13 protein-coding genes are annotated in these 18,255 nt (G+C 71.0%); 4 read left to right on the top strand and 9 right to left on the bottom strand.

Annotation, left to right across the window (positions count from 1 at the left end; translation table 11 throughout):
* The first annotated feature begins 15 nt into the window (after positions 1 to 15).
* Positions 16 to 531, top strand: coding sequence for a beta-class carbonic anhydrase (locus tag AC1DIW_RS01860; RefSeq protein ID WP_478106256.1), 516 nt, complete (start codon positions 16 to 18; stop codon positions 529 to 531).
* Between the two features lie 88 nt (positions 532 to 619).
* Here AC1DIW_RS01860 and AC1DIW_RS01855 read toward each other — a convergent pair whose 3' ends face one another.
* From AC1DIW_RS01855 to rplM, 5 genes are all read right to left on the bottom strand, one after another.
* Positions 620 to 1,789: a low temperature requirement protein A gene (locus AC1DIW_RS01855; RefSeq protein ID WP_478106255.1), complete on the bottom strand. Its 1,170-nt coding sequence runs from the start codon at positions 1,787 to 1,789 to the stop codon at positions 620 to 622.
* Positions 1,790 to 1,835: 46 nt separating this feature from the next.
* Positions 1,836 to 3,182, bottom strand: a complete 1,347-nt coding sequence (gene glmM, locus AC1DIW_RS01850; protein ID WP_478106254.1) for a phosphoglucosamine mutase — start codon at positions 3,180 to 3,182, stop codon at positions 1,836 to 1,838.
* A gap of 146 nt (positions 3,183 to 3,328) precedes the next feature.
* Positions 3,329 to 5,755, bottom strand: a complete 2,427-nt coding sequence (locus AC1DIW_RS01845) for a hypothetical protein (RefSeq protein WP_478106253.1) — start codon at positions 5,753 to 5,755, stop codon at positions 3,329 to 3,331.
* A 157-nt stretch (positions 5,756 to 5,912) separates the two neighbouring features.
* The gene (rpsI, locus tag AC1DIW_RS01840) at positions 5,913 to 6,416 is read right to left on the bottom strand and encodes a 30S ribosomal protein S9 (RefSeq protein WP_442280017.1); all 504 of its coding nucleotides are present in this window, start codon (positions 6,414 to 6,416) and stop codon (positions 5,913 to 5,915) included.
* 34 nt (positions 6,417 to 6,450) lie between these two features.
* Complete coding sequence (rplM, locus tag AC1DIW_RS01835; RefSeq protein ID WP_478106252.1) at positions 6,451 to 6,894, bottom strand: 50S ribosomal protein L13; 444 nt, start codon at positions 6,892 to 6,894, stop codon at positions 6,451 to 6,453.
* A 258-nt stretch (positions 6,895 to 7,152) separates the two neighbouring features.
* Here rplM and AC1DIW_RS01830 point away from each other — a divergent pair, with 258 nt between their 5' ends.
* On the top strand, positions 7,153 to 7,776 hold the full coding sequence (locus tag AC1DIW_RS01830; RefSeq protein WP_478106251.1) for an ArsR/SmtB family transcription factor: 624 nt from the start codon (positions 7,153 to 7,155) through the stop codon (positions 7,774 to 7,776).
* The gene (locus tag AC1DIW_RS01825) at positions 7,773 to 9,125 is read left to right on the top strand and encodes an MFS transporter (protein ID WP_478106250.1); all 1,353 of its coding nucleotides are present in this window, start codon (positions 7,773 to 7,775) and stop codon (positions 9,123 to 9,125) included. Before AC1DIW_RS01830 ends, AC1DIW_RS01825 begins: the two co-directional genes overlap by 4 nt.
* 19 nt (positions 9,126 to 9,144) lie before the next feature.
* Here AC1DIW_RS01825 and AC1DIW_RS01820 read toward each other — a convergent pair whose 3' ends face one another.
* The 3 genes from AC1DIW_RS01820 to AC1DIW_RS01810 all read right to left on the bottom strand — a co-directional run bounded on the left by AC1DIW_RS01820 (position 9,145) and on the right by AC1DIW_RS01810 (position 17,219).
* Positions 9,145 to 10,086, bottom strand: coding sequence for an aldo/keto reductase (locus tag AC1DIW_RS01820; protein WP_442279705.1), 942 nt, complete (start codon positions 10,084 to 10,086; stop codon positions 9,145 to 9,147).
* Positions 10,087 to 10,271: 185 nt separating this feature from the next.
* Entirely contained in the window at positions 10,272 to 16,091 is a 5,820-nt protein-coding gene (gene pulA / locus AC1DIW_RS01815) for a pullulanase-type alpha-1,6-glucosidase (RefSeq protein WP_478106249.1), read from the bottom strand.
* A 153-nt stretch (positions 16,092 to 16,244) separates the two neighbouring features.
* Positions 16,245 to 17,219 carry a MerR family transcriptional regulator gene (locus tag AC1DIW_RS01810; protein ID WP_478106248.1) on the bottom strand — a complete coding sequence of 325 codons (975 nt, stop codon included), beginning with the start codon at positions 17,217 to 17,219 and terminating at the stop codon, positions 16,245 to 16,247.
* Positions 17,220 to 17,402: 183 nt separating this feature from the next.
* On the opposite strand from AC1DIW_RS01810, the gene AC1DIW_RS01805 reads away from it, so the two are divergent.
* Entirely contained in the window at positions 17,403 to 17,684 is a 282-nt protein-coding gene (locus tag AC1DIW_RS01805) for a WhiB family transcriptional regulator (protein ID WP_442279701.1), read from the top strand.
* A 12-nt stretch (positions 17,685 to 17,696) separates the two neighbouring features.
* On the opposite strand, the gene AC1DIW_RS01800 is transcribed toward AC1DIW_RS01805, so the two are convergent.
* Positions 17,697 to 18,227 (bottom strand): YbaK/EbsC family protein, encoded by a 531-nt coding sequence (locus tag AC1DIW_RS01800; RefSeq protein ID WP_442279700.1) that lies wholly within the window; start codon positions 18,225 to 18,227, stop codon positions 17,697 to 17,699.
* Positions 18,228 to 18,255 lie beyond the last annotated feature (28 nt).

Genomic DNA, 18,255 nt, shown 5'->3' with positions numbered 1-18,255 from the left:
GAGAGAGGACACAGAATGAGCGACGTCGCTTCAGCCGGCAAGGGTTTCGATGACCTGCTCGCCGCGAACCGTGCCTACGCGGACACCTTCGACCTGGCCGGATTCGACGGCATCGCCCGTGCCGGCGTGGCGATCGTGACCTGCATGGACTCCCGCATCGACCCCCTGAACCTCGTCGGCCTCAAGGCAGGGGACGCCAAGATCTTCCGCAACCCGGGCGGTCGGGTCGCCTCCGAAGCCCTCGAGGCGCTGGTGCTCGCCACGCACCTGCTCAACGTGGACCGCATCCTCATCGTGCCGCACACCAGGTGCGCCATGGCCTTGAACACCGAGGCGGAGCTGCGCGAGCGGGTCGGAGCCAGCGCCGGCAAGGACGCGTCCTGGATGAGCTTCCACGCGATCTCCGACCAGGAGCGCGCCCTGCGTGCGGACCTCGCCACGGTCCGCAGCCATCCCCTCATCGCCGAGGGGACGCTCGTGGGCGGCTTCATCTACGACGTCGACTCGGGTCTGCTCCGGCTCGTCGACTGACCGCGCCGGACGCACGTCGGCACGTGGGCACGTGGGCACGTGGGCACTCGACGCGATCCCTGTGTCGAGTGCCCACGTCCCGTCACCTTCAGGCGGCGTCGCGGGTGCTCCAGACGTGGTGGGCCACTGCGGCTGCGAGCAGCAGGCCGATCATCAGCACCGTGATGCCGATCGCCGGCACGACCGCCGCGACGAGGAGCACCGCCACACCGACCGCCACACCGACCCGGGTCTCCGACGTCGGCGCCCCGGCCAGGGCGTGCATCGCCGTGAGGCCCCAGAGGTACACCGCGACCGCCCCCGCCAGCGCGAGCCCGACCATGCGCACCGAGGCGTGCCCCTCGCCCTGGACGCGGTCGACGGCCGCCGCGAGGGCCGCCCCGGTGGCGGCCACCGAGGCGAAGACCAGGTAGTGGCCGTAGCCGGCGAGGAAGGTGCTCCGGATGCTGCGCCCGAAGAGTCCGGCGTGATCCCGCTTGAAGTAGAGCCACCACATCGAGAAGACGACGAAGAGTCCCCCCACCACCAGTGGCAGCAGGCCTGGGTCGGCGCCCTGTCCGAGCGCTGCCTGGACGGCCTGCACCGAGGCGAGGATGACTTCGCCGAGCACGATGAGCGTCAGCAGGGCGTAGCGCTCGGCGATGTGGTGCGGGTGGAAGGGCGTGATGCCCCGCCGCTCGGCCAGGATCGGCACGAGCAGCTCGAGGACGACCAGCGCGAAGAAGGACCCGAGCAGCACCGCGTGGCCCTGGAGCAGCAACCGGGCGATCCACAGCACCTGCACGACGGAGATGCCGACGGCATACGCCAGCGCGGTCGCGCGGCCTTGGGGGTGGCTCGCCGCGGCCCGGAGCCACATGGCGACCATCGCGAAGCGCATGACGGCGTAGCCGCCGACGACGAGTCCCGACTGTTCCGTGGCGAAGAGATCCGGGATGCCGGCGGCGAGCATCAGCGAACCGGTCATGATGGCGAACGTCAGCAACCGATAGGGGACGTCGTCGCAGTCGTAGGACGAGGCGAACCACGTGTAGTTCATCCACGCCCACCAGATGGCGAAGAAGACCATGACGAAGCTGAGGAGGTCCTCGAGACGGCCCTCCGTGAGGCCGTGGTGCCACTGGGCCGCAGCGCCCGCGATGGCCACGACGAAGACCAGGTCGAAGAACAGCTCGAGCGGGGTCGCCACACGGTGCGTCTCGTGCGGGTCCCGGGGCTGCATCCGCCGGTGCAGGGGCACGACGTTGGCGTGGCTCACGTGCTCGATTCTGCCAGCGGCAGGGCGTGAGGTCGCCGTGCCGGCCTCAGAGGGAGAGCTCGGCCCTGACCACGCCGACGAGCCGCTCGGCGACCGCAGCGGCCTGGTCGCCGTCGGCGGCCTCGACCATGACGCGGACGACCGGCTCGGTGCCGGACTTGCGCAGCAGGACGCGCCCGGTGTCGCCGAGCTCGCCCTCGGCCGCGCGCACGGCATCGGCCACGGCGGCGTTGGCCTCCAGCGCTGACTTGTCGACGTCCTTGACGTTGACGAGCACCTGCGGGAAGTGGGTCATGATTCCGGCGAGGTCGGCTAGCGTGCGGCCGGTGGCGGCGACCCGCGAGGCCAGCATGAGGCCGGTGAGCGTGCCGTCGCCGGTCGTCCCGTGGTCGAGCATGACGACGTGACCGGACTGCTCGCCGCCGAGGGAGTAGCCGCCCCCCTTCATCCCCTCGAGGACGTAGCGGTCACCGACGGCGGTCTGCAGCACCTTGATGCCGGCGCCGCCGAGCGCCTGGATCATGCCGAGGTTGGACATCACGGTGGCGACGAGCGTGTCACCGCGCAGCACTCCCTGCTCCTTCATGGCCAGGGCGAGGATCGCCATGATCTGGTCGCCGTCGACCTCGCAGCCGGTGGCGTCCACCGCGAGGCAGCGGTCGGCATCGCCGTCGAGGGCGATGCCGAAGTCGGCGCCGGTCGCGACGACGGTCTCCTTGAGTCGCCCCGTGTGGGTGGAGCCGTAGCCGTCGTTGATGTTGAGGCCGTCGGGCTCGCCGCCGATGACGGTGACCCGGGCACCCGCCTCGCGGAAGGCGCGCGGGGCGACCTCCGAGGCAGCTCCGTGCGCAGCGTCGACGACGACGTGCAGCCCCTCGAGCCGGTGCGGCAGGGAGGCCAACAGGTGGGCGACATAGCGATCAGCGCCGTCGGCGAGCGGCGTGATGCGGCCGACGTCACCCCCGGTGGGGCGCTGCCACTCGTCGCGCAACCGGTCCTCGATGCGGTCCTCGAGGTCGTCGGCGAGCTTGTGGCCGCCCCGTGCGAAGAACTTGATGCCGTTGTCAGGCATGGGGTTGTGCGAGGCCGAGAGCATGGCACCGAGGTCGGCGTCCTGTTCCCCCACGAGGTAGGCGATGGCGGGGGTCGGCAGCACGCCGGCGTCACGCACGTCGATGCCGGCCGAGGCGAGGCCCGCCATGGTCGCTGCCGCGAGGAACTCCCCCGACGCCCGCGGGTCCCGCCCGACGACCGCAACGGGTCGGTGGCCGTTGAAGGCCCCCACCTCCGCCAGCACGTGCGCCGCGGCGACGGAGAGATCGAGCGCGAGCTCGGCGGTGATGTCCTTGTTCGCCACACCACGGACGCCGTCCGTGCCGAAGAGTCGAGCCACGCGTGTTCTGCCTTCCCGAGGGGTTGCGGCCGGGGGGCGGTCGCAGATGTGCTCGCACGACAATACCGCCCGACGAGGCGTGCCGAGCCCGTGTGGGGTGCCGGCTGGCGCTCCGTCGTGGGGCCGCGACCACGGCCGACACCTGATCACGAGCCGGGCGGGCGAAGCCGTGCGAGCCAGACTCCGTCCCGGTGCATGACGACGTCGGTGAGCCGTGCGAGGACCGTCGAGACGGGACCGGACCGTTCATCGGCCAGGATCCAGCGCACCCCGCGACCGTGATACGCCGCGTCGAGCCTCGCCCGGGTCGGGTCGGTCACGAGCGTCAGCTCCTCGGCGAGGCGTTCCGGGTCCCAGAAGGGCTGCTGAAATGGAGGAAGGTCGGCTGATGGGGGTGACCGGACCATCCGCGGCGCGTAGCCGTAGCCAGACACGTCGGTGCGCAGGCCCGACAGGGCGGCGACCGAGAAGTCGCGGTTGTCATGATGGTCGTACGGGCCCGGCCAAGGCCCGTTCCAGACCCGGTTGGTCGCGATGACGTCGTGAGGATCTGCGTGCTCCCGAAGGTACTGCCCGGCGGCAAAGAGTGCCGGGCTGATGACCGGCTCTCCGGAGCCGGGCACCGGCTCGGCCGACACCGGCGGCCCCGGGACGACGCCGATCCGGAGATCGGGCGTCAGGGCCCACAGTCCGCAGCCGAAGACGCCGAGGGCGAGCAGGCCGCCCCAGGCACCAGCCGGTCTTCTGCCTCGGCGGCGGGCGACCGCTGCCCAGCCGAGGGTGACGATGAGCAGGATCATCCCGACGAGCAGCAGGGTGCCTGACGCCCACCCCCAGAGCAGGTACCCCTTGTCCGACGCTCCGGGGGTGGCCTGAGCCGGAGGCGCCGGGGCTGCCGTGGAGGCGGCATGGGTCACCCGCCACACGGCGACGAGGGCCAGCGCCCCGATCACGACGACACCCGGGACGAACAGGGCACGTCCCGGCCGGAACGGTCCCGCCCAGCCGGACAGGCCCGGCGGCCTCGGCAGGCCGTGCAGACCGTCACCGGCGACGACGTGCTGGACGAACAGTCCCGCCCCGGCACCCGAGAGCACCAGTCCGATCGGGAGAGCCGCCACCGCGAAGTAGACCTGACTACCGGCCGGATGGGTCAGGACCAGCGCAGGGAGCAGTCCCCCGACCACCGTCCCGAGGCCGATCCACCCCGCAGGTTCGAGCGGCCGACGACGCAGCAGGACGAGCAGGCCCGCGCACGGCAGCAGCATGGGGACCCACCGGCGCACCAGCGCCACGAGGGACGCGGCCGCGACGGCGACGGGACTCACGCCCGTGGTGCCGTAGACCTGCTCGGCAGCGCTGGCCGGCCACGCCCCGAGGTCGACACGAAGGCCGTAGGAACCCGGATAGAGGAAGAGCACCGCCAGGGCGATCACGACGAGGAGGCCGGCGACAGCACCGCCGTGGATCGCGGCCGTCCGCCGCCACCCACCGCGGCCCCGGGCGGCCACCACCCACACGAGTCCCGCGAGGGCCACCCCGCAGGCGATGACGGGCACCTGTGCCGACTTCGCCCCGGCCGCGCCGATCGCGAAGAGGGGCAGGAGCCAGACGGGCACCGGACGGTCGAAGGGGCCTCGGCGCAGGACGGCGACGAGGCAGCCGGTGAGGGCCAGGCCGAGCACCCAGCCCAGGGTGGCCGTCGGGCTCAGCTGCCAGTACGTGCCGACGACGGCCAGCGGTCCCTGGAGCCACGGGTCGGGGGCCAACGGCCGGACGAGCGTGACCGCGACCGTGGCTCCCACGGCCCCGGTCCAGTGGCCGGTCACCTGCGACCCCACGGCTGCCGCCAGCAGCGTCACCATGACGACGAGCGTGGCAGGGAGCAACCTGGTCACGACATCGAGGTCGTGCAGTCCGGAGCCGCCGAGCTGGGCGGCGAGAGCATGGAAGAACCAGTGGTAGCCCAAGGGCTCGCCGTCCACCATGGGGTAGCCGGGCACGAGGTTGCGTCGCGCCTCGCCGGTGAGGGCGGTCTGGTAGAGCAGGTCCTGGTCGTAGTGCCGGAACCGGGCCGTCGGCACCGGCGCGGTGCCGGCGAGGCCGCCGACCCACATCCACCGCACCGTCAGGAGCGCCGTCACGGTGAGAGCCGCCCAGGCCCCCACGGGCCAGCGAACCTTCGCGGCGGACGATCCGACCAGACGCCATCGCGTCGCCGGCAGCGCGACGAGCAGCAGAGCGAGGGCGGGTCCGACGACCAGACTGGGCAGGTCGACTCCGAGCAGGTGCGCGACGAGCCAGGTCAGCAGGGCGACCAGGATTCCGACCGGGCCGGCCCAACCCACGTCGGTGGGGCTCGCGGACGAGGCGTGCAGACAGCGCGTGAGCGCCCATCCCGGCAGGAGCACCCCCAGTCCGACGACGGCGAGCCACCAGCCGACGACCGCAGGTTCGGAGCCGGTGGTCGTCCACGCGAGACCCAGGCCGGCGCCGCTCAGGACGAGCAGGCCGACGACGGAGACGAGGCCGCCCGTGGCCCGGCGGTCCGGAGTGCCCACGGACGCCTGCATGCTCCCAAGGGTGCCACGCAGGGGCGCGCCCCGATGCAGCGAGCCAACATCCGTGGGCCGTGAGCGTTCCTCCACCCGACGCAGACGCCCGCAGTGGACGACGAAGGCCCCCGAGCAGTGCTCGGGGGCCTTCGACTGTCCTGCTGGGGCAGCCAGGTCAGCGCTTGCTGTACTGGGGCGCCTTGCGGGCCTTCTTGAGACCGGCCTTCTTGCGCTCCGGGACGCGGGGGTCACGGGTGAGGAAGCCGGCCTTCTTGAGGGCGGGACGGTTGAGCTCCTCGTCGATGCCGTTGAGGGAGCGGGCGACGCCGAGGCGCACTGCGCCGGCCTGGCCGGAGGGGCCACCGCCGTGCACGCGCACGAGCACGTCGTAGGAGCCGTCGAGCTCGAGGAGCGTCAGGGGCTCCTTGACGATCTGCTGGTGCACCTTGTTGGGGAAGTAGGCGTCGAGCGTGCGGCCGTTGATCTTCCACTCGCCGGTGCCCGGGACGATGCGCACGCGGGCGATGGCCTGCTTGCGTCGGCCGGTGGCGGCACCGGGGGTCGAGACCTCACGGGCGCGCTTCGGCTCGCCGACCACGGAGCCGTCGGACTCCGAGGTGTACTCGGTCAGCTCGGGCTCGTCGGTGTCGAGGACTTCCTCGTTCACGATGTCAGTCACGTGTCTTGTCGCTTTCTACGCAGCAGCCGGGGGCTTACTGCGAAACCTGGGTGATCTCGAAGGGGACGGGCTGCTGGGCCGCGTGCGGGTGCTCGGCGCCGCGGTAGACCTTGAGCTTGGAGAGCTGCTGGCGGGCCAGCGAGTTCTTAGGGAGCATGCCGCGGATGGCCTTCTCGACGGCCTTCTCGGGGCTCTGGGCGAGCAGCTCGGTGTAGGAGGTCGAACGCAGACCGCCCGGGAAGCCCGAGTGGCGGTACGCCTTCTTCTGCTCGAGCTTGGCGCCCGTGAGGGCGACCTTCTCGGCGTTGATGATGATGACGAAGTCACCGGTGTCGACGTGCGGCGCGAACTGCGGCTTGTGCTTGCCCCGGAGCAGGACAGCGGCCTGGCTCGCGAGACGGCCGAGCACGACGTCGGTCGCGTCGATGACGTGCCACGTGCGAGTGACCTCGCCGGGCTTCGGGGTGTACGTGCGCAATGGAGTCTGCCTTCGCTTTAAGAAATGGTGGAGCAGTGAATGCCGCTGGGCTCGGTCCGCGTCGCCCGCTCCCGTGGGGTGTGGCGGGTTCGCCTGACGGCCCGGTGCACAACCTCACCCATGTTACGGGCTCTGGGTCACGCCCTCAAATCCCGCGCACCAGGCACGGAAACCCGGCCTGACCTGCACTGATGCCGGCAAGTCCCACCTGTGCACACATCTTGTGCAGCGAGACTGTGCAAAGGTATTGTGCACACTATGGCTGCAGATGACTCCTCGAAGGCTCCCGGTGACGACAGCGTCTGGCTCACTCCGGCGAGCCTGCGCGTGCTGGCCCACCCGCTCCGCTCCCGCCTGCTCGGTGCCCTGCGGCGGCACGGCCCCTCGACGGCCACCGATCTCGCGAGCCTGCTCGGCACGAACTCGGGCGCGACGAGCTACCACCTGCGCAAGCTCGAGTCGGTCGGGCTCGTCCAGGACACCGAGGAGGGCGAGGGCAAACGGCGCTTGTGGCGAGCCAGCTCGGAGTACCACTCGTGGCACCCGAGCGACTTCGAGGGCGACGAGGACTCCGAGACCGCCCTCAACTGGCTGACCCGTGACTATGCCCGTCACTTCAGCGAGCAGTACGACCGCTGGCTCGACGTCTCGACGACGTGGCCCACTGCCTGGCAGGACGCGTGCGGATCGAGCGACGCCTCCGTCCTCGTGACCACGGAGTCCCTCGAGGTCATGCGCGAGGAGATGTGGGAGCTCATCGAGCGCTATCGCCGGGTCGGACAGGGCAACCCGCAGGCCCGACGGATCGCGGTGTACGCCTTCGCGTACCCCCTCGACCTCGACCGGCCGCCGGCGGACCCTGCACGCGAGTCGTCCCGATGAGCGCGACGAGCACGTATGCCGTCCTGTCCCCCGACGCTGCGCGCCGCGTCTTCCTCGCCCTGACCTTCACCCGCTGGTTCCCGGTGGGCCTGGTCGTCGGCCTGCTCACGCTCTGGCAGCTGGAGCGGGGCCTCACCGTCGCGCAGGCGATGACGGTCACGTCGGCCGCCGGGCTGACGATCTTCGCCCTGGAGCTGCCGACGAGCGGCTTCGCCGACGTCTTCGGGCGCCGCCCCGTCTTCGTCGTCTCCGCCGTCGTCAACGTCGTCGCGAGCGGGACCCTGCTCGTCGCGCACTCGTTCTGGGCGTTCCTGCTCGCCGCCGTGCTCACCGGGATCTTCCGGGCCCTCGACTCCGGCCCGCTCGAGGCATGGTTCGTCGACACGGTGCACGCGAGCAGGCCCGGAGCCGACGTGGACGGCGCGCTCTCCGCGCAGGGCACGGTGGTCGGTGTCGGCATCGCGGCCGGTGCGCTGGTCTCGGGTGGCCTCGTGTGGTGGCACCCGTTCGCCGGCGCGTCGGCGCTCGTCCTGCCGGTCGCCGTCTTCGTGACCCTCAACGTCCTCCACCTGCTCGCCGTCCTCGTGCTGCTGCGGGAGCCGCGCTCGGCCGAGCACCTCGACACGTCGGCGGCACGACGGGCCCTGGCCTCGGCCAAGCAGTCCCCGAGCGTCGTCCGTGAGGGCCTCGGCCTGCTGCGCGACAACGCGGTGCTGCGCGGCATCGTCACCGTCGAGCTCTTCTGGTCGGTCGCGATGATCGTCTTCGAGACCTTCCAGCCAATCCGGCTCGCGGAGCTCGTCGGCGGCGAGGAGCGCGCCGGGGCCATCATGGGCCCGGTGGCCGCGGCCGGCTGGGCGGTCTTCGCCGTCGGCGCGGCACTGGGCGGGTGGTCGAGCCGGCGCATCGGCGTGGCCCGGACCGCCATCGTCGCGCGCATCCTCAACGGGCTCGGGGCCGTCGTCATGGGGCTCGTGGCGGGCCCGGCCGCCCTCATCGCCGCCTACGGCGTGACGTACCTCGTGCACGGTTCCGCGGGCCCCATGCACTCGGCCCTGCTCCACCGCGAGGCGCAGGCGCGCAACCGTGCCACCGTCCTGTCGATGAACTCGATGGTCGCCTCGGTCGCATTCGGTCTCGCCGCTCCCCTGCTCGGCCTCCTCGCCGAGCGCACCTCCACGCAGGTAGCCATGGTGGGTGCAGGCGCTTTCAGCATCGCCGGCGCGTGGTTCTACCGCCACGCGCTCCGCGCCGAGAGGCGCGGGAAGTGCGGCCTGCCGAGCGCCGCGCCGACCGAGTCGGCGGGCGCTCGACCGCGAGCCGGCGACGACCCCGTCGTGGTCGAGTGAGCGAGCTCGTGGGCGACCGCTAGGACGCCGGGATCGTGATCTCGTCGAGGGCGGCGAGGTCGGAGACGGTCGGCTGCCACGACCCGGCCCGCACGTTGTCGTGCACCTGCTCGGGACGGGTCGCCCCGGCGATGACCGAGGCCACCGCAGGCTGGGCAGCGAGGCCGCCGATGGCCACGTCGATGAGCCGCAGACCGCGCTCCGCGGCATACCCCTCGAGACGCTCGATCGTGTCCCAGTCCGCCGAGTCGAGGCGCTCACCCATCGATGCGAGGCGGGTCCCTTGCGGCGCCGCCTCGCCGCGCCGGTACTTACCGGTCAGCAGGCCCGATGCGAGGGGGAAGAACGGCAGCAGCCCGACCCCGACGTGCTCGCAGGCCGGCACCAGCTCCTCCTCGACGTCGCGCTCGAGCAGGGAGTACTCGTTCTGCGCCGAGACGAAGCGTTCGGTGCCGGCCGAACGAGCGGTCCAGTCGGCGTCTACGACCTGCCACCCGGTGAGGTTGCTGCTGCCGATGTAGCGCACCTTCCCCTCACGCACGAGCTCGTCGAGGGCGGCGAGGGTCTCGCCGATCGGCGTGTGCGGGTCGGGACGGTGCAGCTGGTAGAGGTCGATCCAGTCCGTGCCGAGACGTCGGAGGCTGGCCTCCACCGCGGTTCGCACGTAGCGCCGTGAGCCCCGCACCCCCCAGTCGGGTCCGTTGGCACCCTGCATGTCCATGCCGAACTTCGTTGCCACCACGACGTTCTCCCGCTGCTTGCCCAGTGCCGCACCGAGCAGCTCTTCGCTCGCACCGAGGCCGTAGATGTCGGCGGTGTCGAAGAGCGTCACGCCTGCGTCGATCGCGGCGTTCACGACGGCGGTGGTGCCCTCCTGGTCGAGGCGTCGTCCGAAGTTGTTGCAGCCCAGGCCAACCGTCGAGACGGTCAGTCCGCTGTCGCCGAGCTGGCGGTAGGTCATGTCGTTGGTCTCACGTGTCGTCACCGGACCAACGTATGCCGCGGGGCGGGCTCGCAACAGGTGGGGGCTCCGCGCGCAGGACAGAGGTCGGCAGCCTCGCCCACAGGCCTGTGGCGCACGGCAGGAGCCCTCGGCGTCCCGGAGACCGGGACACCGAGGACTCGTGGACAGCCCGCTGCCGGACGTCAGTTCGGCTGGACGAACACCGCGACCGTGCGGGCGGGCACCGAGAAGGAGCCGCTGCCCGAGTCGTAGGCCGCCTGCCGGACGACGCTGTCAGCGCCGTTCGCCTGGACCGGGCTCAGCCGGACCGGGCCGGTGAGGCCGGGCACCTTCTGGCTCACGGCGTCGGGCGTCGCGTTGAAGACGACGACCGCGCCGCGCAGTGCCGGGTCGACGTCCGCACCCTTCGTGTCGTCGATCCGCATGACGATGACGCCCTGCTTCGCGTCGGCTGTGCCGGAGACCGGGAAGCTCACCTTGGCGTTGATGGCGGCGGCGTTGCCGAGCCGGAACAGCTTGGTGCTGAAGCGAAGTCGCAGCAGGTCCTGCGCCATCGCGTCGGCGCTGCGCACGTCGGCCGCCGTCGGTTTGAGCGCCGGGTTGGCGAGCAGCGGCTTCATGAAGGGCCACTTCGCGGAGTTCTGCTCCTGCGGGGGCAGGCCGTGACCGAAGCCGTTGTCGGCGCCCGTCCAGTCGAGGCGGTTGAACCAGTCACCGCTGTCGTAGGAGTCGCGGTTGAGCGACTTGCTGCGCAGCAGGTCGGCTCCGGCGTGCCAGAACGACGGCGTCTGCGCGAGGGCGGTCGTCGCGAGCGACAGGGTGTTCATCCGCACCCGGTCCTGCATCGAGGTGGCCACGGGCAGCTTGTACGTCAGCGAGTCGAAGAGTGTCTCGTTGTCGTGGGCGTCGACGTAGCTGACGACCTCGTCAGGCTGGTCGGCGTAGCCGGCCGGGGCTCCGTTGTAGTCGACCTGCGTGCCGTTGACGACGGCTCCCGTCTTCTGGCTGCGGAACGTGAACGTCTTGAGGTTGCCGGCCAGCCCGAGCTGGACGAGGTCGGTGTCGCTCCCGAGCCGGGTGGCCGCGTCGGCGTTGATCTGCGCCCCGTTGGGGTCGGTGGCCTCGCCGGAACCGAAGCCCTGACGACGCGGGTCCTCGTCGAACGGGCCGCCGCCGCGCACTCCGTCGCGCAGACGGTCGGAGAAGGTGCCGATACCCGTCCCGCCGAGCTGTCCCTGCGTCGCCTGGACGAAGAGCTTGTTGTTCGCCACCTCGCCGAAGTTCCAGCCCTCGCCGTAGAGGTAGATGGACTTGCCGTCCACGCCGTCCTTCTCGAGCGTCAGGGCATCGAGCGCCGAGCGCACCGCGAGCATGTTGGCCCGGCTGTGGTGTCCCATGAGGTCGAAGCGGAAGCCGTCGACGTGGTAGTTCCGGGCCCACGACACGACCGAGTCCACCATGAGCTTCTCTCCCATCGCGTGCTCCGTCGCGACGTTCTGGCAGCACGTCGAGGTCTCGACGGCACCGGTCGCATTGAGCCGCTGGTAGTAGCCGGGCACGATCTTGTCGAGCACGGACTTGTCGCCCTGGCCCGACTGGGCCGTGTGGTTGAAGACCTGGTCGAGCACGACGCGCAGCCCATCCTGGTGCAGCGCGCCGACCATGGTGCGGAACTCGGCCACGCGCGATCCGCCGTCGGCCGCCTTGGCACTGGAGGCGTACGACCCGTCCGGCACGCTGTAGTGGTAGGGGTCATAGCCCCAGTTGAAGGCGTCCTTGGATGCGACGGCGCCGACGCACTTCTGCTGCTCCTCGCTGTCCGGAGCGTACGAGGCGAGGTCGCACTTCGGCGTCTCCTGCTTCGCCGGGTCCTCCTCGATGGAGGCGATGTCGAAGCTCGGCAGCAGGTGGACGGTGTTGAGTCCGGCCTTGGCCAGCGCCTTGAGGTGCGCCCGGCCGTCGCCGTCTGCCGCGAAGGCGAGGTAGCTCCCGCGCTCGGTAGCAGGGACCTTGGCGTCGGACATCGAGTAGTCGCGGATGTGCAGCTCGTAGATCGTCGAGTCGACGTCCTGCGCCAGCTTCGGCGACGGCGTGCTGCGCCACGTCGACGGCATGAACGCCGGGTCGCGCAGGTCGACCGCGACGGACCGTGTCGAGTTCAGCGTCAGCGCGACCGAGCTCGGGTCGGTGACGACGTTGGTCTCGACCTTCCCGGTCGTGGGCGCCCACACCTTCACCTCGTAGAGGTAGCGGGCGTTGCGGGCCGAGGCGCCGAGGGCTGTGGTCCAGGACCCAGACCCGTCCCGGGTCATGGCGGTCCGGTGGGCGGTGGAGACCGGCTGGTCGGCGCTGCCCGCGGGCCAGGTCAGCAGGGTGACCTGCAAGGCGGTGGGTGCCCACAGCGAGAAGCCGACCCGGCCCGAGCCCGAGAAGCTGACGCCGTAGGAGCGCGTCCGGGCGGACGCGGCATACAACGCGTCGAGCGCGATGGCCGTCTGGGCGCCCGTGGCGTCGAGGAGCGACCCGTTCGAGTCGTACATCGCCACGGCGACCTGACCCTTGAGGATCTCCGGCAGCTTGCGGGCCGTCGCCTTGTCGAGACGCAGGGCCACGGCCCCGGCGAGCTCGGGGTGGGCGGCGAGCAACGAGGCAGGCAGGCCGGCAGGGTCACGGGTCAGGGTCGCGACCGAACCGCCCGTCACCGCCTCGGCGTCGACGCCGAGGCCACCGTCGGCCGACCAGTGCAGGCGCCAGTTCAGCGTCGCCGGGTCGGTGCCGGCAGGCAGGGCCGAGGCGGGCCAGGCGACGAGGTCGGGACCGACGACGTACGCCTTGGACTTCGTCAGGTCCGGGGCGGCCCCGGGCCGGGACGTCTTGACCGAGATCGCGTGCGTCGACAGGACGTACGTGATGGTCGTCAGGACGCCGTCGGAGGGCACCGAGAAGGCGATGTTGGCGCCGCCCGGCGCACCACCGGCGCCGTAGTTCTCGTCCCAGCCCAGACCGTGGGCGACCTTGAACTCGTAGTTGCCGGCCGGGATCTGGTCGGTGGTGAAGGTGTAGGTGCCGTCACCGTCGGGGTCCTGCAGCCACGAACGCATGCAGTCCGGTGCCCAGTCACCGGGGCAGCCGAGCTTGCTCTGGAAGCTGCCGGCCGCCGTGATGATCGGGTTCTGGGCGTCGCTCGTGACCCAGTGCGTGCGGTGGTCGTAGTAGAAGTTGACGGGCTTGCCGCCGGGCGCGGTGTAGGCGATGTTGCCCGCGCCCTTGACGCCGCCCACGCCGTAGTTCTCGTCCCACGACTTGTTGATGGCGGCCTTGTACTCGTAGTCGCCGGCGGGGATCGAGTCGGACCGGCCCTTCCAGATGTCGTCCTTGGGGTCGAGGGCCAGCTGCGCCTGAGCGCAGTCCGGCTGCCAGTCGCCGGGGCATCCCATCTCGGAGTTGTGGCTGCCCGGGACGCTGACGTTGTCGGGCTGGGTGACCGGGCCGACGCCGCCACTCCCGCTGCTCCCGGCGGTCGTCGGCTCGCCGACGATGCCGTAGGTGGACGTCGCCGACACGTGTCCGGCGAGGTCCTTCGCGACCATTCGGTACTCGACCAACGTTCCCTTGGCGAGTCCGGACACGTCGTGGAAGACGCGGTACGGGGCGTTGTCGTCGGTGCCGATCGGCGTCCAGGCGGACGTGCCGACCGGGCGCTGGAGGAAGGTCACCTCGGCGAACGTGTTGCCGGGCAGGGCCGCGCCGATCTCCGCACGGCCACCCACGACGCCACCCGCGCTCGGCGACGTCGGGTAGATCGCCGGGGCCGACTTCGGCTGTGCCATGGTCCCGTTCGCGCGGTAGACCGCCACCGACAGCGGCGGGACGGTCACGGTCACGCGGCCGTCACGTGCCGCCCGGAGGTCGGCCGTGCCCCCGAGGAGGGGCACGAACTTCGAGCCCGCCGAGTAGGTGGAGAAGGTCGCGGTCTTGGCGGTCGTCGCGTTGTTGGCGACGACGACGTACTCGCGCCTGGCTGCCTTGTCGATACGGCTGACCGCGTAGATGCCGGCCGCGTCCGAGGCGTACCGGTGCACCTGGGCGCCGTCGGCGAGCGCCGGGTTCGCCGCCCGCAGCGCGGAGAGCGCCTTGATCTCGCGGTAGAGCGGGGCGGACGTGTCGTAGTGAGCGGCCGTCCCGGCCGGCTTGCTGCTGCCGACGACGACGTCGTCCTGGTAGATCGGCGTCTTCGTGGCGAACATGTCCTGGCGGGCACGCTTGTCGCCGAAGTCGCTCGTCGGCCCGGTGAAGCCCTGCTCGTCGCCGTAGTAGACGACCGGTTGGCCGCGGGTCAGGAACATCAGCGACGTCGCGAGCCGGTCCCGGGCGAGCAGGTCGTCACCCGTGGCGCCCCCGGCGAGGAGCATCGCACCGACTCGACCCATGTCGTGGTTGCCGAGGAACGTCGGCAGCTCGTAGGCGTTCGAGTCGGTGTCGGTGTAGTAGTCGTCCCCCGCGAAGAGGTCGCGGATGCCGGTGGTCGCCTTGCCCTGCGCGAAGCCGAGCGCCGCACCCTGGAAGCCGAAGTCGAGCGTCGCAGGCAGCTTGCCCTTCGTCGTGAACTGGCTCGTGTAGGCCGGGTTGCCGTCGTAGACCTCGCCGAACATGAAGAAGTTGTTCTTGCCGGTCGCCTTCGCGTGGTCGAGGATCGCGGGCGAGAAGGACTGCCAGAACGGCATGTCGACGTGCTTGACGGTGTCGATGCGGAAGCCGTCGACCCCGAAGTCGACCCACGACTTGTAGATGTCCTCCATGCCCGAGACGACCTTGGGGTTCTCCGTGAAGAGGTCGTCGAGGCCGGAGAAGTCGCCGTACGTGGCGGACTCGCCGGCATACGTCGAGTCACCGCGGTTGTGGTAGAGAGTCGTGTCGTTGAGCCAGGCGGGGACCTTGACGTCCTTGTCGGCGTCGGCGACCTTCGGCACGTAGGGGAACGACGTGGCCGGGGACATCGCCGGGAAGCAGTCGGGCGCCGTGGCGCCGCCCGTGCAGGCCGGCTTGCCGGCAACCGCGGCGTCGTCGAACGCGTTGCCCTGGGCGTCCTTGTACGGCTTGGTGGCCTTGTTGACGTAGGTGTACGAGCCGCCGTCGTAGGAGATGACGTCGGCCGTGTGGTTGGTGATGATGTCGAAGTAGACCTTCATCCCCTTGGCATGGGCGGCGGAGATGAGCGTCTTCATGTCGGCGTTCGTGCCGAGGTGGGGGTCGACCTGCGTGAAGTCGGTGATCCAGTAGCCGTGGTAGCCGGCGCTCGCATCGGAACCACTCCCCTGGACGGCGCGGTTCTTGAACGACGGGGTGAGCCAGATGGCGGTCGTGCCGAGACCCTTGATGTAGTCGAGCTTGCTCGCCAGGCCCTTGAGGTCACCACCGTGATAGAAGCCCTCGTTGGTCGGGTCGAAGCCCGTCGCGAGAGGGCCGCCCGTCAGACCGCCCTGGTCGTTGGCGGTGTCGCCGTTGGCGAAGCGGTCGGCCATGACGAAGTAGAAGCGTTCCTTCGTCGCGAGATTGCGCAGCGACGGGGTCGCGAGCTTCGAGTCGGCCTTCGTCGCAGCGCCGGGGAGGTCCGTGGGTGCTACGCCGACGGCGTGCGTCGTGTCGTCGTAGGTGAAGCGCAGCGTGGCCGGAGCCGTGAGCACGAGCGGCACGTTGCCGCTGCCCTGGCCGTAGCTCTCACCCCACGAGTGGTTGATCGCGACCTTGAGCTCGTAGCTGCCCGCGGGCACCCGGAACTCGGCGGCATACGAGCTCGTGCCGGGCACGAGCGCGAGGTCGGTCTTGGTGCAGTCGGGCTGCCAGTCGCTGCTGCAGCCGAGCTCGTCCTGCAGGCTGCCGACGAGGGTGGCCGTGCGCGGGGCGTCGGCTCGGGCTGTCGGCGCCCCCGCCAGCGGGACTGCGAGTCCGGCCAGAACGAGGGCCGAGATGCTGGCGACGGACAGGGCCGGGCGACGGCGCATGCGCACTCCTTTGTGGGCGGGGTCGCTCACACGCCCGTGTCTGGACGCTCGACCACCGGGGAGAACCTAGCGCCCATATCGGACATCGCGCCAGACTTGGACTGCAAAATCTTGCATCCGTCTTCAAGAAGTTGCGATTCCTCGCACCCCGCCTCAGGCTGCGGGCGGCGGGGCCAGCGCGCGCACCGCAGAGCCGAAGTCCTCGACGCGCCTGACGACCACGGGCCCCTCGGGCGCCGCGAGCCCACCAGCCCACCCCGGGCCGCCGATGACGACCTCGAGCGGCCAGTCGACGACCTCGAGCTGACGCCAGAACGGTTCGTCCCGTGGGCGCGGCAGCGAGGCCCAGAGGAACACCGCACGCGGCCGGGACTGACGCAGCGCCGAGATGAGGGCGTCCGCCGGCACGCGCGGTCCGAGGAAGAGGCTGGCCACGCCGTTGCGTGCGAGCTCGGCCTCGAGGGCGACGAGGGGCAGGTGGTGCAGCTCGTCGTCTGCACCTGCGAGGACGACCGGCAGACCCGCCACCCGGAGCCGGTGGTCCCGGACGACCGCGCGGAGCTCGGACTGGATCAGCTCACTCGTCAGGTGCTCGGCCTGCACGCCCACCCGCCCCTCCTGCCAGAGGTCACCCACCTTCCGCAGGGCCGGCGCGAAGACCTCGACCCAGGCCTGGCCGGCGTCCCGACGACGAAGGACCCTCCGGAGGAGCAGCGACAGGGTGCCGGCGTCGAGGGCACTCGCAGCGCCGACGAGAGCGTCCACCAGGTCGGTGGCGTCATGCTCGGACGGGCTCGCATCTGCGGGCTCCTGTCCGAGCCCGTCGACACCCATGGCGAGCACCGAGTCGGCGGCGCTCTGCGCCGGCACGCCCTGGGCCGTGAGCCGGGACATCAGCTCGACGCGCCGGATGTCGAGCTCGGTGTAGCGGCGATGGTTCCCGCTGGTGCGCACGCTCGGCCCGACCCCGTGACGCCTGTCCCAGGAGCGCAACGTCGGTGCCGCGATCCCGAGACGCTCGGCCACGACGCCGACCGGCCAGCCCAGCTCGGCCGCACGCTCCCCCAGGTCAGGGTCGACGGGGCCTGGCGCGCCGGGCCCCGTCGAGCCTGCCGGGTGCGCGTTCATCTCGATCCTCACCGTCACGTTGGTCGCCCGCCACGGGCGGAGCGGTCCGAGATTCCCGTCATGGTCCGCTCCGACGCCGGTCGGGCCCAGTGATCATAAACTTATGCAAGTCTCTTGTGCAATGCATAAGTTCTGCGTAGGTTCTGCATCAGATCGAAGAACCGGACCCCGACGGAGGAAGCCATGACGATCACCCGCCTTCCGCGCCCCACCTACTCCTCGTACGAGTGGCAGGAGCAGGGCCGATGCCGCACCAAGGCCGTCGAGCAGTTCTTCGCCGACGACCAGGAGCTCGACCAGCGTGAGCGCCGCGAGCAGACCGAGGCTGCCCGCAGGGTGTGCGGAGCCTGCCCCGTCCAGCAACGGTGTCTCGACCACGCCCTGAGGGTCCCCGAGACCTTCGGCATCTGGGGTGGCACCACACCGACCGAGCGGGCGCAGATGCTCTGGGACGTCGCCGGCTGACCCTCCGTCGCGTCAGCGCACGGCCAGGGCGATGACCTGAGCCGTGGGCAGGGCAGCGAGGGCGGCACCGTCGAGCAGCAGCTTGGCCCCCCGCACTCCTGCTCCCACGACGACCGGGCCCGCCGCGACGACGGCCTCGTCCACGAGCACCGGCCACTCCAGCGGCAGCCCGACAGGCGTGATCCCACCCTGCTGCATCCCCGTCAGCTCCTGCGCCTTCACCTGGTCGGCGAACGAGATCTTGCGGGCGCCGAGGTGCTTGCGCACGACACGGTTGATGTCGGCCCGGTCGGTGGCGAGCACCATGACAGCGGCCAGCGTCGTCTCCTCGCCCCGGCGGGCCTCGACGACGACGCAGTTGGCCGACGCCTCCGGCGCCACGTCGTAGAACTCGCAGAACGCGGCAGTGTCGGCGAGCGTCGCGTCGATGGGCGCCACGCGCGCCCCCGGCACGTGCCCGAGCGCCGCGGCGACAGCCGGCGCGAGCAGGTCGGGTCGCTCGTCAGCAGCCACCCACGTCAGGTTTCCTTCGGCACTGGGCATGCCCCGAGCGTATGCCGCCCGCCCGGCA

The sequence above is a fragment of the Terrabacter sp. 01T434 genome (assembly GCF_056398545.1).
This window is presented reverse-complemented; position numbering and strand designations above follow the sequence as displayed.

Bases quoted from the DNA above. Each gene is read 5' to 3' on its own strand.
- AC1DIW_RS01810 (WP_478106248.1), bottom strand. From the start codon at position 17,219: ATGAACGCGCACCCGGCAGGCTCGACGGGGCCCGGCGCGCCAGGCCCC.
- AC1DIW_RS01830 (WP_478106251.1), top strand. From the start codon at position 7,153: ATGGCTGCAGATGACTCCTCGAAGGCTCCCGGTGACGACAGCGTCTGG.
- pulA (WP_478106249.1), bottom strand. From the start codon at position 16,091: ATGCGCCGTCGCCCGGCCCTGTCCGTCGCCAGCATCTCGGCCCTCGTT.
- AC1DIW_RS01825 (WP_478106250.1), top strand. From the start codon at position 7,773: ATGAGCGCGACGAGCACGTATGCCGTCCTGTCCCCCGACGCTGCGCGC.
- AC1DIW_RS01860 (WP_478106256.1), top strand. From the start codon at position 16: ATGAGCGACGTCGCTTCAGCCGGCAAGGGTTTCGATGACCTGCTCGCC.
- AC1DIW_RS01820 (WP_442279705.1), bottom strand. From the start codon at position 10,086: ATGACCTACCGCCAGCTCGGCGACAGCGGACTGACCGTCTCGACGGTT.
- AC1DIW_RS01800 (WP_442279700.1), bottom strand. From the start codon at position 18,227: ATGCCCAGTGCCGAAGGAAACCTGACGTGGGTGGCTGCTGACGAGCGA.
- AC1DIW_RS01845 (WP_478106253.1), bottom strand. From the start codon at position 5,755: ATGCAGGCGTCCGTGGGCACTCCGGACCGCCGGGCCACGGGCGGCCTC.
- AC1DIW_RS01805 (WP_442279701.1), top strand. From the start codon at position 17,403: ATGACGATCACCCGCCTTCCGCGCCCCACCTACTCCTCGTACGAGTGG.